This is a genomic window from Sphingobacterium tenebrionis, from assembly GCF_037126265.1.
In the GTDB taxonomy this organism is placed as follows: Bacteria; Bacteroidota; Bacteroidia; order Sphingobacteriales; family Sphingobacteriaceae; genus Sphingobacterium; species Sphingobacterium tenebrionis.
The window spans coordinates 44,619-59,780 of record NZ_JAYLLN010000028.1 but is presented as its reverse complement, the minus strand read 5'-3'; the positions used below and the strand labels follow the sequence as shown (position 1 = coordinate 59,780).

14 protein-coding genes are annotated in these 15,162 nt (G+C 43.4%); 7 read left to right on the top strand and 7 right to left on the bottom strand.

Going from position 1 to position 15,162, the window contains the following annotated elements; all coding sequences use genetic code 11:
* A partial coding sequence (locus VJ786_RS11665; protein ID WP_336557778.1) for a transposase occupies positions 1 to 270 on the top strand: 270 nt, incomplete at its 5' end.
* 6 nt (positions 271 to 276) lie between these two features.
* Here the strand turns inward: VJ786_RS11665 and VJ786_RS11660 are convergent.
* Together VJ786_RS11660 and gltX are read right to left on the bottom strand one after the other, a co-directional pair.
* Positions 277 to 723 carry a hypothetical protein gene (locus tag VJ786_RS11660; RefSeq protein WP_336557777.1) on the bottom strand — a complete coding sequence of 149 codons (447 nt, stop codon included), beginning with the start codon at positions 721 to 723 and terminating at the stop codon, positions 277 to 279.
* Between the two features lie 24 nt (positions 724 to 747).
* Complete coding sequence (gltX, locus tag VJ786_RS11655) at positions 748 to 2,268, bottom strand: glutamate--tRNA ligase (protein WP_336557776.1); 1,521 nt, start codon at positions 2,266 to 2,268, stop codon at positions 748 to 750.
* A gap of 78 nt (positions 2,269 to 2,346) precedes the next feature.
* Between gltX and VJ786_RS11650 the strand changes: the two genes are divergently transcribed.
* The 5 genes from VJ786_RS11650 to VJ786_RS11630 all read left to right on the top strand — a co-directional run bounded on the left by VJ786_RS11650 (position 2,347) and on the right by VJ786_RS11630 (position 6,958).
* Positions 2,347 to 3,567: a sensor histidine kinase gene (locus tag VJ786_RS11650; protein ID WP_336557775.1), complete on the top strand. Its 1,221-nt coding sequence runs from the start codon at positions 2,347 to 2,349 to the stop codon at positions 3,565 to 3,567.
* The gene (locus tag VJ786_RS11645) at positions 3,548 to 4,084 is read left to right on the top strand and encodes a DinB family protein (protein WP_099367799.1); all 537 of its coding nucleotides are present in this window, start codon (positions 3,548 to 3,550) and stop codon (positions 4,082 to 4,084) included. Before VJ786_RS11650 ends, VJ786_RS11645 begins: the two co-directional genes overlap by 20 nt.
* Complete coding sequence (locus VJ786_RS11640) at positions 4,071 to 4,499, top strand: hotdog fold thioesterase (protein WP_336557774.1); 429 nt, start codon at positions 4,071 to 4,073, stop codon at positions 4,497 to 4,499. The genes VJ786_RS11645 and VJ786_RS11640 overlap by 14 nt, the downstream gene beginning before the upstream one ends.
* A 210-nt stretch (positions 4,500 to 4,709) precedes the next feature.
* On the top strand, positions 4,710 to 5,975 hold the full coding sequence (locus tag VJ786_RS11635) for a sugar MFS transporter (RefSeq protein WP_336557773.1): 1,266 nt from the start codon (positions 4,710 to 4,712) through the stop codon (positions 5,973 to 5,975).
* 134 nt (positions 5,976 to 6,109) lie between these two features.
* Complete coding sequence (locus VJ786_RS11630) at positions 6,110 to 6,958, top strand: DUF2911 domain-containing protein (protein ID WP_336557772.1); 849 nt, start codon at positions 6,110 to 6,112, stop codon at positions 6,956 to 6,958.
* 169 nt (positions 6,959 to 7,127) lie between these two features.
* Here the strand turns inward: VJ786_RS11630 and VJ786_RS11625 are convergent, their stop codons facing one another.
* The 3 genes from VJ786_RS11625 to cdaA form a co-directional block, all read right to left on the bottom strand.
* Positions 7,128 to 10,049 (bottom strand): FAD-binding and (Fe-S)-binding domain-containing protein, encoded by a 2,922-nt coding sequence (locus VJ786_RS11625; RefSeq protein WP_336557779.1) that lies wholly within the window; start codon positions 10,047 to 10,049, stop codon positions 7,128 to 7,130.
* A 7-nt stretch (positions 10,050 to 10,056) separates the two neighbouring features.
* Positions 10,057 to 10,962: a DUF1338 domain-containing protein gene (locus VJ786_RS11620; RefSeq protein WP_336557771.1), complete on the bottom strand. Its 906-nt coding sequence runs from the start codon at positions 10,960 to 10,962 to the stop codon at positions 10,057 to 10,059.
* Between the two features lie 104 nt (positions 10,963 to 11,066).
* On the bottom strand, positions 11,067 to 11,861 hold the full coding sequence (gene cdaA, locus VJ786_RS11615; RefSeq protein WP_099367805.1) for a diadenylate cyclase CdaA: 795 nt from the start codon (positions 11,859 to 11,861) through the stop codon (positions 11,067 to 11,069).
* A gap of 95 nt (positions 11,862 to 11,956) precedes the next feature.
* Between cdaA and VJ786_RS11610 the strand changes: the two genes are divergently transcribed.
* Positions 11,957 to 12,676 carry a pyridoxine 5'-phosphate synthase gene (locus VJ786_RS11610; RefSeq protein ID WP_336557770.1) on the top strand — a complete coding sequence of 240 codons (720 nt, stop codon included), beginning with the start codon at positions 11,957 to 11,959 and terminating at the stop codon, positions 12,674 to 12,676.
* A gap of 305 nt (positions 12,677 to 12,981) precedes the next feature.
* On the opposite strand, the gene lepB is transcribed toward VJ786_RS11610, so the two are convergent.
* Entirely contained in the window at positions 12,982 to 14,412 is a 1,431-nt protein-coding gene (gene lepB / locus VJ786_RS11605) for a signal peptidase I (RefSeq protein WP_336557769.1), read from the bottom strand.
* A gap of 3 nt (positions 14,413 to 14,415) precedes the next feature.
* Complete coding sequence (gene dapB, locus VJ786_RS11600) at positions 14,416 to 15,159, bottom strand: 4-hydroxy-tetrahydrodipicolinate reductase (RefSeq protein WP_336557768.1); 744 nt, start codon at positions 15,157 to 15,159, stop codon at positions 14,416 to 14,418.
* Positions 15,160 to 15,162 lie beyond the last annotated feature (3 nt).

Here is a 15,162-nt window from a genome sequence, read left to right as displayed (position 1 = left end):
ATATTCAACAAATGCAGGGACAAAAAGATAGCTTTTACAAAGCTAGGTCTGTGGCACAATCAGGTTGAGAATGCGGGCATTGCTTCCTTTGAGAGCGTGGCAAGATCCATTGCAGCACATCACCAATATATACTACACTACTTCGATAACAGAAGCACCAATGCCTCGGCAGAATCTTTCAATGCAAAACTCAAAGCTTTTAGGAGTGTCTTTCGTGGCGTAAGGGACACAACATTCTTCCTGTACAGAGTGATGAAATTATATGCTTAAAAATCTTTACCCCCCAAACTTTCGGTATGATCCCACTTTTATCCCTAAATCCTTTGCAAACTGGAAAACTTTCTCCCATTCGGCTTCATCTTTAGCACCCACAACTCCGTAAGCCCAAACAGTAATCCCTTTATCCTTCAACATTTTCTTCACCAATGCTCTTCCCTCCTGAGAAAGCTCATAAGTCATTGCCTCCGTACTTCCAGCACCGATTTTCTGTCCAGGAAAGGCTTCCACATAACGCAATCCTGCACTATCAATCTTATTCAACGCCTCTTCAAACGTAAATAAACGAAAGGTATAAGCTTGCGAGCCCAAATGCCAACCTAGCTTTTCTTCAGGATAGTTGGCCCTATTCCCATTTTGAACTACATTTCCCGATGTAGCACAAGCTGAAATAAAAAGAGCAGTAGCAGCTACACAGCTCCAAAGGAGTTGTTTAAAAGTTTTCATATATAAGTTTATTTTGATTCGGATTTATCCTTCAAATTGAGGCAAAGCTGCTTGGATCCTATCCAAAACCGCTTCTTTACCCAATAGTTCGGTGATCTTGAAAACATCAGGACCAAATTTCCCTCCTACTAACATAATCCGGAATGGCATCATCAATTCGCCCATCTTCATTCCCGACGCCGCTATCTTATCTTTGAACAAAGGTTCCAAGGACTCAGCGGTCCAAGTATCCTGTTCAGCAAAAGTCTTCGCCACATCTTGGAAGAAAGCAGTTTTATCTGCATTCCATTTCGGTTTTACTGCATCAACATCGTATTGGGCAGGTTTTAGGTAAAAGAAGGAAGCCTGTTCCCAGAAATCTTCGATGTAAATTAACCTTTCTTTTACCAAATCAAGAATACTATTTGTAAAATTATCATCCGATTCCACCCCATGCTCCTTAAGAACAGCATTTACCTGAGGCAATAAATCAGCATTTGAAGTCTGTTTGATCCATTCCTGGTTGTACCATTTGGCCTTTTCAAAATCAAATTTGGCACCAGCCTTACTGATACGATCCACACTGAATTTCTCAATCAATTCCTCCATGTGGAACAATTCCTGATCCGTCCCGTCGTTCCATCCCAATAAAGCCAACATGTTCACAAATGCTTCAGGAAGGAACCCACGCTCACGGAATCCAACAGTTAGATCCCCTGTCTTTGGATCTGTCCAATTCATGGCATAAACCGGGAATCCCAACCGATCACCATCACGTTTACTTAATTTACCATTACCATCTGGTTTCAGAATTAGTGGTAAGTGTGCCCATTCAGGCATCTCATCCTTCCAACCTAGATATTCCCAAAGCAAAATATGTACAGGTGCTGAAGGCAACCATTCTTCCCCACGGAAAACATGGGATATTTCCATAGCATGGTCATCAACAACGACAGCCAAATGATAGGTTGGCATGCCATCCGCTTTCAACAATACTTTATCATCCACCAATTTGGTCTCAAAAGTTACACGCCCGCGGATCATATCCTCGAAAGATACATGTTCATCTTCCGGCATTTTGATACGGATAGTATGTGGAGCACCATCAGCCAACAACTTCGCCGTTTCCCCATCAGAAAGACTAAGGGAATTCCTCAAATCCAACCGGTTCTCGTGAGAATAGCGGAAATTAGGTTGCAATTGACGTTGCTGATCCAACTCCTCTGGCGTATCAAAAGCATAGTATGCTTTACCTGCTGCCACCAATTGCTCTGCATATTGGCGATAAGAAGGCTTTCGTTCACTCTGACGGTAAGGCCCAAATTTCCCTTCCTTAACGGGGCTTTCATCTGGATTCAATCCACACCAAGCCAAACATTCCATAATATATTCCTCTGCACCTGGAACAAAACGGGTCTGATCGGTATCCTCTATCCTAAGGATAAATTCTCCACCATGATGCTTAGCAAATAAATAGTTGAACAAGGCAGTGCGCACACCACCTAAATGTAATCCGCCGGTTGGGCTTGGGGCAAAACGCACCCTTACTTGTTTTTGTGAACTCATAAACGCAAAATTAAGCATTTCTAAATTTCTTTCTCGAAGCTATTGGAAAATGATTATTTTGGAATCACTTTTTAGGCTATGAAGCAACATCCTTATCGTTACAATAAACAACAGTGGAAATTTTTGCTGTTTATTTTTGCAGCATTGATCGCTGCAGCTTCCTTGCTGTACAGTAATTATTTGGTCAAGAGTTTGTCCCTATCCGAACGTACCAAAGCGCAGGTTTGGGCAATGAGTACCAAAAGTGTGGTCAGTATGCCCGATGTGGATGATGAATTCATCAGTTTCATCTTTGCAGTTCGGGACAGTTTGAGCTTGCCCGCTATCATTACCGACCAGAACGACAAGATCATCCTTTGGCGAGATTTAGACAGTACCAAAACGGCCATTGAAGATTCTACCTCCACTTTGGAATACGACCCGGTTTATTTTGAAAAACAGCTGAACCAGATGAAAAAAGCGCATCCAGCCATTGAACTATCGCTGGATACGAACGAAAAATGGTTCGTTTATTACCATGATTCCAAAGCCTTAAAACAACTCCGCATATTCCCTTATATCCAGTTATCGTTAATTGCTTTCTTTTTAGCCATTGCCTATACCGTATTCAATTCCATCAGAGATTCCGAACAGAATTTGGTCTGGGTGGGAATGGCCAAAGAGGCGGCCCATCAATTGGGAACCCCCATTTCTTCCCTGATGGGATGGCTCGAGTTAGCTCGGGTCACCTATGAGCCGAAGGACGACACGCTATTGAATGAAATGGAACGGGATGTGCAACGGCTAGAGATCGTGGCAGACCGATTTTCAAAAATAGGCTCTACGCCTTCCCTTTCCAACCATGTGGTTTATGGAATTGTGGAAGATTACGTCAATTACTTTAAGATCCGCACCAGTAAAAGGATCACATTTGAGCTCACGGGAGACCAACATGTCGAGGCCAAACTCAATGTACAGGTCTTCGATTGGATCATTGAAAATCTACTTAAAAATGCAGTAAATGCCATCGAAGGTGAGGGCAAGATTACTGTTAACATTTCTGAAAACATTGCAAAAGAGGAAATTTTTATAGACATTAGCGATACGGGGAAAGGCATTCCCCGCTCTAACTGGGAAACCATTTTCCTACCCGGATTCACCACAAGGCAGCGCGGTTGGGGTTTGGGCTTAAGTCTAACGAAACGGATGGTGTATTACCACCGAGGTCAGATCTTTGTGAAGGACTCCGAAATAGGAAAAGGCACCACCTTTAGAATAGTATTAAAAAGCAATCTACGATATGAGCCCACTCAAATCTGATGAGTATCCAGCGATCTTCAACGATTATATCGAAACTGTTACAGGCGATGTATATGATGATCTGAACGACCAACTGACCACCTTTCCCGAATTTATAGCCAGTATCCCCGAGGATCTGGGCAGCTATAAATATGCGGAAGACAAATGGTCCATCAAAGAAGTATTGAACCACATCATCGATGCCGAACGCATCATGACCTATCGTGCATTAAGGTTTGGCCGGAATGACATGACCGCATTAGCTTCTTTTGAACAAGACGAGTTTGTTGCCAATGGTCGCCATAACGAACGAAAAATGGAAGATCTTGCGCAGGAATTCTATCACCTCCGCAAAGCAAACCTCTACCTTTTCAATTCCTTTGATGAAACGGAATTGGCAAGAAAAGGGATGGCTTCAGACCGATTGATTTCTGTACGCGCATTTCTGTACATTATCGCTGGCCACTTGAACCACCACGTGTTAATCTTAAAATCACGTTATCTTAAAGATCAGAACATCAACAATGATTTGGCATAGAGAATACAGCTTGGAAGAGGTGAATGAACTGTTCGCCATCAACATGACAGGCTTCTTGGACATTAAGGCAACCTCCATTTCCGATGATGAAATCATCGCCGAGATGCCGGTCAACGAGAAAGTAAAACAACCTTACGGTCTATTGCATGGTGGAGCATCCTGCGTATTAGCAGAATCGGTAGGCAGCATTGCTTCCAATATGGTCGTTGATGGCAATGTATATGCAGGTGTGGGTTTGGAGATCAATGCCAACCACATCCGACCAGTCACCAAAGGTAAAGTTACTGCCATCTGCAAACCATTGCATATCGGCAAAACAACCCATGTGTGGGACATCAAAATCAATAATGAAAGAGGTGCATTGGTCTGCATTTCCAGGCTGACCATTGCGGTCATAAAAAAACCTTCGATCTAAAAACAAACCGCCAGTCTGTTTGTTCATCCGATAATAATACCATTTTGGTTTTATGATACGGTTTAGGTTTTGAAGAGACATCGCCCATTCGATGTCTCTTCATATTTTATCAGAACGCAATCGTTTGCTTATTAAATTTCATTTTATTTTTCCAATTTATTTTATTAGCCTTGTGGTTAGCTAAAATTATTAAATCCATAAATCGAATTTATGAGTAACCAACAAAATCAATCTACCCTTGGACCCATGATCATCATCGGTTCCTTGTTCTTTATTTTCGGATTTGCCACCTGGCTAAACTCCTTATTAATACCCTACTTAAGGATCGCCTGTGAGCTTACCGAAGTTCAATCTTACTTTGTAACCTTCGCTTTTTATATCGCTTATTTGGTCATGGCTCCAGTTTCTACTTGGGTACTGAACAAATTTGGATTTAAGAATGGTATGGCTATTTCATTAGGAATTATGGCTGTAGGTGCTTTATTATTCATTCCAGCAGCATATTCCCGTACCTATCTGTTATTTTTAACCGGATTATTCATCATGGGTGGTGGTCTGGCTATCCTTCAGACAGCCTCCAATCCTTATATTACCATTATTGGTCCTGTGGAAACTGCGGCGCGCCGTATCAGTATCATGGGTATCTGTAATAAATTTGCAGGCGCTTTAGCTCCAATCATTTTAGGTTTGTTCCTAAACTTGAGCGAGGCCGATAAGGTTAAAAATTCCTTAGCGACCATGAGCCCTGAAGAATCGGCTGCAGCTTTGGACAAAATCGCCCTACAAGTGGTTAACCCGTATATCGGTATCGTTGTTGTTCTTTTGGTATTGGCATTCTGGATTTCCAGAGCAAATTTACCGGAAGTAGCGGGTGATGAGGAAGAAGATGCTGCCCATCATAACATTACCGAAGGAAAACAGAGTATCTTCGATTTCCCACACGTATTGTTAGGATTTATCGCTTTGTTCGCTTACGTAGGCGTGGAAGTATTGGCTGGTGATACCATTATTGCCTACGGAACCTATTTGGGTATTCCATTGGATACCGCAAAATTCTTCACCTCATTTACCATGGGTGCGATGGTGGTTGGTTATTTGATCGGTATTGTGGCCATTCCTAAATATCTTTCTCAAGAGACTGCATTAAAGCTTTGTGCGATCTTGGGTATTATCCTTACGGTAGGTATCGTCATGACGGACGGTATTGTATCCCTTACGATGGTCGCTTTATTAGGTTTGGCCAACTCCTTGGTATGGCCGGCAATTTGGCCTTTGGCGTTGAAAGGTGTGGGTAAATTTACAAGTGCCGCTTCCGGTATCTTGGTTATGGGTATCGCCGGTGGAGCGGTAATCCCATTGCTTTACGGACAATTGGCACATTTCACCAATTCGCACCAAGCGTATTGGATCGCATTGCCTTGTTACCTGTTTATTTTATACTATGCCATTGCTGGACACAAAGTTCGCAAGCACTAATATTAATCGAGAAATAATATTAATCGAGCATTATTATTAATTAAAATGACATAAAGCAAACGTAGATATTAACCTATCTCCGTTTGTTTTTTTATTAGGTATTAGTATCTTCGAAGAATAGAACATTTATGATTATGAAAAAATTAGCATTCACCCTATTGCTTGCAACGGGTCTATTGTTCCATGCTCAACATGCTGATGCACAGATAAAACTCCCTCCAGCAAGTAGCACGCAATTTATTATCCAGGATCTTGGAATTAGCCAGGTAAGTATCATCTACCAAAGACCTAATATCAAAGGCCGGAAAGTATTTGGTGATCTAGTGCCTTATAATCAGATCTGGCGTACTGGAGCAAACAATGCCACCAATATTACCTTTCAGGATGAAGTGAAGATTGAGGGCCAGACTTTAGCTGCAGGAACCTATGCCATGTTCACTATCCCTACGGAAAAGGAATGGACCATTATCTTTAACAGCAATGCCAAACAATGGGGCGCATATACCTATGATAAGGCAGATGATGTGTTACGTGTGAAAGTAAAACCTATCAAATTAAAAGATAAGGTAGAATCCTTTACGATCAGTTTTGATGATGTGAATGATCAGCACATGAAAACTTCATTGGCATGGGAAAATACAAAGGTTTCGTTCTTGATTGAGGTTGATCAGAAAGCGGAGATCTTGGCGAGCATTGATTCGGCGATGAAAGGCGAAAAGAAACCTTATTTCCAAGCTGCGCAGTATTATTTTACGCATAATGTAGATGTGAAGAAAGCTGCTGAATGGATGGTAGAAGCGGATAAAGGGAATACCAAAGCTCCTCATATTAAGTATTGGAAATCGTTGATTCTTGCGAAAGCAGGTGATAAAGCTGGTGCGGTTAAAGCTGCACAGGAAGGCTTGGAAATGGCGAAAAGAGATAAGAACTCGGAGTATATTAAGTTGAATACGCAGGCTTTGCAAGCTGCGCAGAAGAAATAGAGCGGTGATTTGAGATGGCTCTGCCATCAGAAATATTGGGCCTTGTCATAAGAATAGGACCATGTCATCAGAATTTGGCCATGTCATCCTGAGCGAAGTCGAAGGATCTGTACGGTTACAAACGAACAGATCCTTCGACTTCGCTCAGGATGACAATAATATTACACATTCACCTCAGCGCCTTAAACAATATCTCCACCGGATGCAGCGCCAATTCCTTAGTTCCATCCATGATCTGATGCCTACAGCTCGCTCCTGGCGCAGCAACAACCACCCCTCCTTTCTTCTCCCGAACTGCTGGAAACAACACCAACTCCCCGATCTTCATCGACACCTCATAATGTTCCTTTTCATAGCCAAAAGAACCAGCCATCCCACAACATCCTGAAGGTATATTCTTCACCTTAAAATTCTTCGGAATACCCAACACCCTTTGCACAATAGGCAACAATCCCCAAGCCTTCTGCTGACAATGTCCATGCAACAAAATCTCCGAGCTTTCTTCCGTAAACTGTTCCTGCCTAATATTCCCCGCCAAAAACTCCTCCAACAAAAACTCTTCTATCGTCAATGCCAATGGCGCAATCCTTACCGCATCTTCCATCAGTTCCTCATCCACCAAATCCACATACTCATCCCGAAAAGTCAGAATCGTCGATGGCTCCACAGCAACCAGTTTCACTTCTACCGACAATCTCCCCCGAAAAACCTCCACATTTCTATTCGCCAATTTCCTCGCCTCCCGCAATAAGCCTTTCGACAACAATGCCCTACCGGAAAAAGCATGCGGGACCATCAACACCTGATAGCCCAGCCTTTCCAATAGCAGAATGGCCTTCTTCCCAATCTCCACATCGTTATAATTCGTAAACTCATCAAAAAAGAAATAAACCGATTTGATGGGACTCGAACCCGCCGTATATACCTTATCCTTCTTCACATACCAAGTCCGCAATGTCCTGGAAGCAATTTTAGGGATATGCCGTTTCGAAGAAAAGCCCACCATCTTCTTCACCAGATTTCCGGTAAGGACATTTCCGGCAACCGCATTGTACAGCCCCGCTATGGGCTGCATAAACTTGGTCAAGGTATCCACATGCCCAACCATCCTCGCCCTTAATGGCACCCCATTCGTATCATAATAAGCCTGCAGGAATTCAGCCTTCAATTTCGCCATATCCACACTGCTCGGACATTCCGATTTGCAGGCCTTACAGCTCAAACAAAGATCCATTACCTCCTTCAGTTCCGGATGATCAAAGGGGTTTGCCTTGGTCGAATGGGTCAACATTTCGCGAAGCATATTCGCCCTTGCCCTGGTGGTATCCTTTTCCTCCTTGGTCGCCATATACGATGGACACATGGTTCCACCGGATAGATGCGTTTTCCTGCAATCTCCCGAACCGTTACATTGTTCGGCATGCTGTTGTATCGTTTGTGGTCCATAACGGAACACCGTTTTTATTTTCCTATCCTGCTGTCCGGGTTCATGCCGCAGAAAAGTGTTCATGGATGGGGTATCCACAATCTTCCCCGGATTAAAGATCCCATGCGGATCCCAAGCCTTTTTGATCTCCTTCAACAATTGGTAATTATGATCTCCGATCATCAAAGGGATAAACTCCCCACGCAACCTTCCATCACCATGTTCCCCACTCAACGAACCTTGGTATTTCTTCACCAGATGCGCAATTTCTAAAGCTATCGTTCTGAACAAGGAATTGCCATCCTCCGTTTTGAGGTTGATGATGGGTCTTAAATGCAGTTCTCCGGTAGCTGCATGCGCATAATGCACCGCATACAAGCCATATTTCTCCAATATCTTATTGAACTCCTCGATATAAGCCGGAAGATCCTCCACATCAACGGCCGTATCCTCGATCACAGCCACCGGCTTTTCATCGCCCGGCACATTGCTCAGCAAACCCAATCCCGCTTTTCTTAGGTTCCATACCCGTTTTTTATCAGCTCCTAAGATCAATGGGAAATGATATCCCAATCCATTCAATCGCATTTCTGCTTCCACTGCCAGCACCTTTTGCAAAATCTCCGCCTCATCCTTTCCATCATACTCCACGATCAATATGGCCGCCGGATCGCCCTCCACAAAAAAGCGGTTCTGGAACTGCTCCAGATTACCCTTCGTACATTCCAGGATGTAGGCATCCATCAATTCACTCACCAAGGGCCGATGTTTCAGGGCAATAAGATTCCCCCTTAAGGCATCCTGTAAGGAATGGAAGTGTACACACAATAGCCCAGATGGATTCTCGGGCAATGGATCAACATGTACTTTAATAGATGTGATAAAGGCTAAGGTTCCTTCCGAACCACAGATCAGTTTACAGAAATTAAAAGGTTCGGCATCTGCCACAAATGGATCGGAATCCAATAATAGATCGACCGCATAACCCGTATTCCGTCTCAGGATAGAAGCTTTAGGGAAGTTGGAACGTATCTGTTCCTGGTTATCATAATTCCCCAACATGCTCCTCATTTGCGCATATAAGGCTCCTTCTAAGGTCGGAAGATTACTCTTCTCGATAAACTCATCAAAAGATAAGCTCTTAAAGCACACTTCCGAGCCATCACTCAGTAGGGCTTCGATCTCCAGCGTATGCTCCCTTGCACTTCCGTAGATTAAGGAATTGGATCCGCAGGAGTTATTGCCGACCATACCACCTATCATCGCCCGGTTGGCGGTGGAGGTCTCAGGTCCAAAATATAATTTATGCGGTTTTAAGAAAAGGTTCAGTTCATCCCGGATCACGCCAGGCTGCACCCTCACCCAGGATTCTTCCGTATTCAGCTCCAAGATCTCCGTGAAATAACGGGATACATCCACCACAATACCCGATCCCACTACCTGTCCGGCCAAGGAAGTCCCTGCCGTTCTTGGAATCAAAGAAGTTTTATGATTCTCGGCAAATCGGATCAACTGTTTGATATCCGTTTTGTTTTTCGGATAAGCAACAGCCAAAGGCATTTCACGATAAGCTGATGCGTCGGTGGCATAGAGCACCCGCATCTTCTCATCCCAAAATAGCTCACCCTCCAACTGCTGAGCAAGCAAAGACAGCTGCTCTTCCATCATGGTCTTATCCTTTTATTTGTGTGGTATAGGTACTCTCGAAAATCTTATCCGCATTATTGGTTTCAAAACCATCCCTGCGGTGCTTGGATTCAATTTCTTCCTTCGGTAAATCCTTGGATTGAGGGAGCACACTTCGCTCCGCAAATTCCACATAGCTACCCGCGATCTGAATGGTTTTATCGTCCGCAAATTTTGCATCGTATAACGCAGAAACCGTGCTGCTCTGACGAAGCAACCCATCTTCACTAGTCTTGATCTTCCCTCCGGAAGTATTCAATTTCACACCGATACTTTCCAGAAAAGCATTAAATTCTTCCAAGGTATTGTATCCATCCTTTAATTCATGGATACTGATCGTATAGTGATTCAGGTAATACCTATTGTAGATTACCCAAGCGGCGTATTCACTTTCCGCCAATAAGGTTTCATATTCTTCCGAAGTTGGGAGCCCCCAAAGTGGCTGTTGTAAAAAGGCAGCAACCTCCGGACCATTGTTCAGGTCCAGATCATCTACCGGATCTGAGGTAATCTGCGCGGTGTATTTATAGATGATATCCTGAGCAGCCTGACTCAATTCATTCACCCTAAGTTCCGAAACAAAGATTCTCGGATAGCCTTCAATCGCTGGCGCATACCAATAGGCGTTCAATTTCTTACCCTCAAAATGGAAATAATCCTTCTTTGTATACCCAAAAGCCAGGAATATTTTTTCAAAGGACTGGATTCCCAGATGCGGAACACCCAATGTTCTAAAAGCAATATGGTCGTTTACTATATCATCTTGGGATTGTACAACCTGACGGTCCAAAAGAGCTTTGGTTATTTTATCGACATCAGCGACATTCTTGCGATAATGTTCGAACAGGTCATTCAGAACAAAATCAACAGGTTTATTTTCATCAAAATGCATCTCAAATAATTTAAATTTACAATTAGAATAAAGTTATCGAAAAATTGACAAACAAAAACAATTATTCAGTAAAATATTAAATAATGAAAATATTATTCAGCGAATTATAATTCTTCCATAAGAATCTTCTCCAACTCGTCGGCAGTAAGGTTCATGTTGATGTTTCCATCTTTGGCAAAGGAAATCTCCCCAGTTTCTTCCGATACGATGACAGCAACGGCTTCCGAAACCTCGGTTACCCCAATGGCTGCACGGTGTCTCAATCCAAATTGTGGCGGAAGGTCTTCAGAGTCTGATAAAGGAAGCACCGAACTCGCGGTCATGATACGGAAATCGACGATAATAACCGCACCATCGTGTAATGGGGAATTTTTGAAGAAAATGGATTCCAAGAGTCTTTTGGAAATCGGAGCGTCGATCACGGTTCCACTGGTCTGGTAATATTCTTCGTCGAAGTACCTGGAAAAGACCAATAGTGCACCGGTCTTTGCGCGCGACATATTCTGGCACGCTTCTACGATCGGACGGATATATTCGGAGTTATCTGCATGGCTGCTCTTTTTCGTACCGAAAATATTCCAGAAGAACTTTTTCCGTCGGAGGGAAATGTTCTTACCGATATGGAGCAGGAATCGCCGTATTTCCTGCTGGAAGACGACAATCAAGGCGATGGAACCCACGGAAATAAAACCACCGAATATTTCGGTCAGCAAACGCATTTCCATCTGCTTAACGACCAGGTAGATCCCGTAGAACAGACCAACACCTATCAGGATATTTACCGCAATCGTACCCTTGATCAAACTATAGATATAGTAGATAATGATTGCTACGAGTATGATATCAATAAAATCCTTGAGCCTGAAGCCACTTAAGAGGTTGAAATCTAGTCCATCCATATGTTATGCAATTTAAAAAAATTTATCCATTGATTTAGCGTTATTACTTAGTAAAAGGAATGCTAAAACATTAAATTTGTAAAAACAGATAAATCATGACTAAACTATCCGTCAATATCAACAAGATTGCAACCCTTCGTAATTCTCGTGGTGGGAATGTTCCAAATGTACTATCCGCAGCATTGGCCTGTGAACGTTTTGGTGCTGAAGGGATTACTGTACATCCTCGCCCGGATGAAAGACATATCCGCTATCAGGATGTGTATGATTTGAAAGCGAATATCAAGACCGAGTTCAATATCGAGGGGAATTGTCAGGAGCAAAAATTTGTGGATCTGGTGTTGGCGAATAAGCCTACGCAGGTGACTTTGGTGCCGGATGCGCTGAATCAGTTGACGTCGAACCATGGTTGGGATACTATTGCGAATAAGGATTATCTTATTGAGATGGTGAAGATGTTCAAGGACCAAGGGATTAGGGTTTCTATTTTTGTTGATCCGGTGGAGGAAATGGTGGAAGCTGCGGCGGAGACAGGAACTGACCGCATTGAGCTTTATACAGAAGCTTATGCAGCGGAGTTTGGATTTGATAAGGAAAAGGCTATTGAGCCGTATTTTAAGGCAGCTGTGAAGGCAAGGGAAGTAGGTTTGGGATTAAATGCTGGGCATGATTTGGATTTGAATAATTTGGAGTATTTTAATCAGCATATTCCGGAGTTGTTGGAGGTAAGTATTGGACATGCTTTGATCGCGGATGCGATTTATTTAGGCTTGGAAGAAACGATAAAGAGGTATTTGGCTGCGCTAAAGGGGTAATTCGCTGGAAGGGTCGTTCGCATCATTGCGAACATTACGTCATTGCGAGGGCCATGCGTCATTGCGAGGAGGTACGACGAAGCAATCTTTGTACTTTGTCATCCTGGCCGTAGTCTTTGTCATCTTGAGCGCCGTCTTTTTGTCATGAGCGTAGTCGAAGGATCTGTACGGTTACTAACGAACAGATGCTTCGACTACGCTCAGCATGATATGCGGGAAGATTGCTTCGTTCCTCGCAATGACGTAGGCTCGCATGGTCGCATGGCCCTCGCCCCCCCACAAGGCCGCAAGGCCCATATCCCCCCCTATTCTATCCCTTTAAAAATCCGATTCCACCTAATCTTACTCAAGAAAGAACCATCCTTATCCCAGCTCATCCAAGTAAACAACGCCTTTCCAACAATATGATCCTCCGGCACAAATCCCCATCCCCTAGAATCAGCTGAATTATGGCGGTTATCCCCCATCATCCAGTAATAATCCATCTTAAAGGTATAACTATCCGATTTCTGTCCATTAATATAAAACCCATCTGCACGTTTCTCCAATTGATTCCCCTCATACACCGTAATCACCCTCTCATAAATCGGCGCTGAAAGACTATCCAACTTCACAGAAGCCCCCTTCTTAGGTACCGTGATCGGGCCAAAATTATCATAGTTCCAAACCGGACCATTCTGATAATGCGGGAAAGCATCACTCAACGCATCCGTCGTTCCCTTCGGATAGATCAACTCCTCAAAACGTTTCACCTGTGGCCAGGTTCTCACCTGCTCTGCCTCTTCTTTCGTCATATGGATCACATACAAACCTTGATCAGGATTGGTATAATTCATATCCAACTCCAATCGCAATTCCACCAATCTATTCAAGTCCAACCCATTAGGATCCGTCTGAATAATATAATTGGTCTGAAACTCAGGCGAAGTATAAGCCTTCTCCCCATTCACAAACAAGGTCGCATCTTCCATGGAGATGGCATCTCCAGGTAAGCCCACACAACGTTTGATGTAATTCTCTCTTTTATCGATTGGTCTATGCGTTTCTTCCGGATAGTTGAAAACTACCACATCATTACGCTTGATTTCCTGAAAACCAGGAAGACGTTTGTAAGGAACCTTAATGATTTCCGAATACGCCTTACCACCCGTTATCGGCATGGTATGATGTGCGAAAGGAAAAGCAATCGGCGTCATCGGCACACGTGGGCCATAATTCAATTTACTCACGAACAAGAAATCACCTACCAATAGGCTTCTTTCCATAGATCCCGAAGGGATCATATACGCTTCGATCAAGAAACCACGGATCAACGTAGCAGCAACCGTAGCAAATATGATCGCATCTGCCCATTCCCTACCCGTAGATTTCTCATAAGGGTATTTTTTCTTGAACTCTTCCGTGGTCGATTGACCTAGATATTTGGTGTTCGGATCCCTGCCCCACATCGGAAGCACAATGAACGGCACCAAAACGGCCGCAGCATTTTCCCAGAACCTTCGCTTACCGAAAGCCTTAATAAAATTCAGGAAAAGATCGTAAAAGATGAACACATTCACGATCGGCACAAACAACCAGATGATCCACCAGGTAGGTCTACCGACCAGTTGCGCCATGACGTATTGCCCATAAAAAGGAACAATAGCTTCCCATCCCTGTTTTCCTGCTTTTCTATATAGCAGATATAGGCCGTATAAAGACCCAATAACAAAAATGGCTAAGAATATATACCACATATATTAACTGTTAAAATCAAACATTTCTGTAACCTGGAAAAACCCTTTTTTCCCTTGTAGCCACTCGGCAGCAATCACTGCACCCAGGGCAAATCCTTCACGGCTATGCGCCGTATGTTTAAACTCGATCTGATCCACTTCCGAACTATACAACACGGTATGTGTTCCTGGAACCTCTTCGATGCGTAAGCTTTCGATCAGCAATTCATCAGGTTTGGCGATCACTTCCTCGCCAGAACCTTCCACCGAGTTTACCCAGGATTTCTTCTGGTCCACTTCGCCAAGGATCCCCTCAGCAATGGTGATAGCAGTTCCGCTCGGTGCATCCAATTTATGGATGTGGTGGATCTCTTCTACCTGAACATCATATTGTTTGTAGGGATTGATCGCTTTCGCCAACATCTTATTGATATGGAAGAAAACATTCACCCCAATACTAAAATTAGAACCATATAATAGGGATTGGTCGCTAGAAAGTGTAATTTGTTTCACTTCTTCTAAATTTTCATACCAACCCGTTGTTCCCACGACAATAGGAAGGTTGGCTTCAAAGCATAAACTGATGTTATCCAGTGCCGCATGCGGGGTACTGAAATCAATAGCCACATCAGCATCCTCAATATCTTCCAGCTCGATGGAATCCCGGTTTTGCTCATCAACGATCAACACGACTTCATGGCCTCTTTTGAGCGCGAAGCGTTCGATCAGTTGCCCCATTTTTCCATAACCCAATAAAACGATTTTCATATT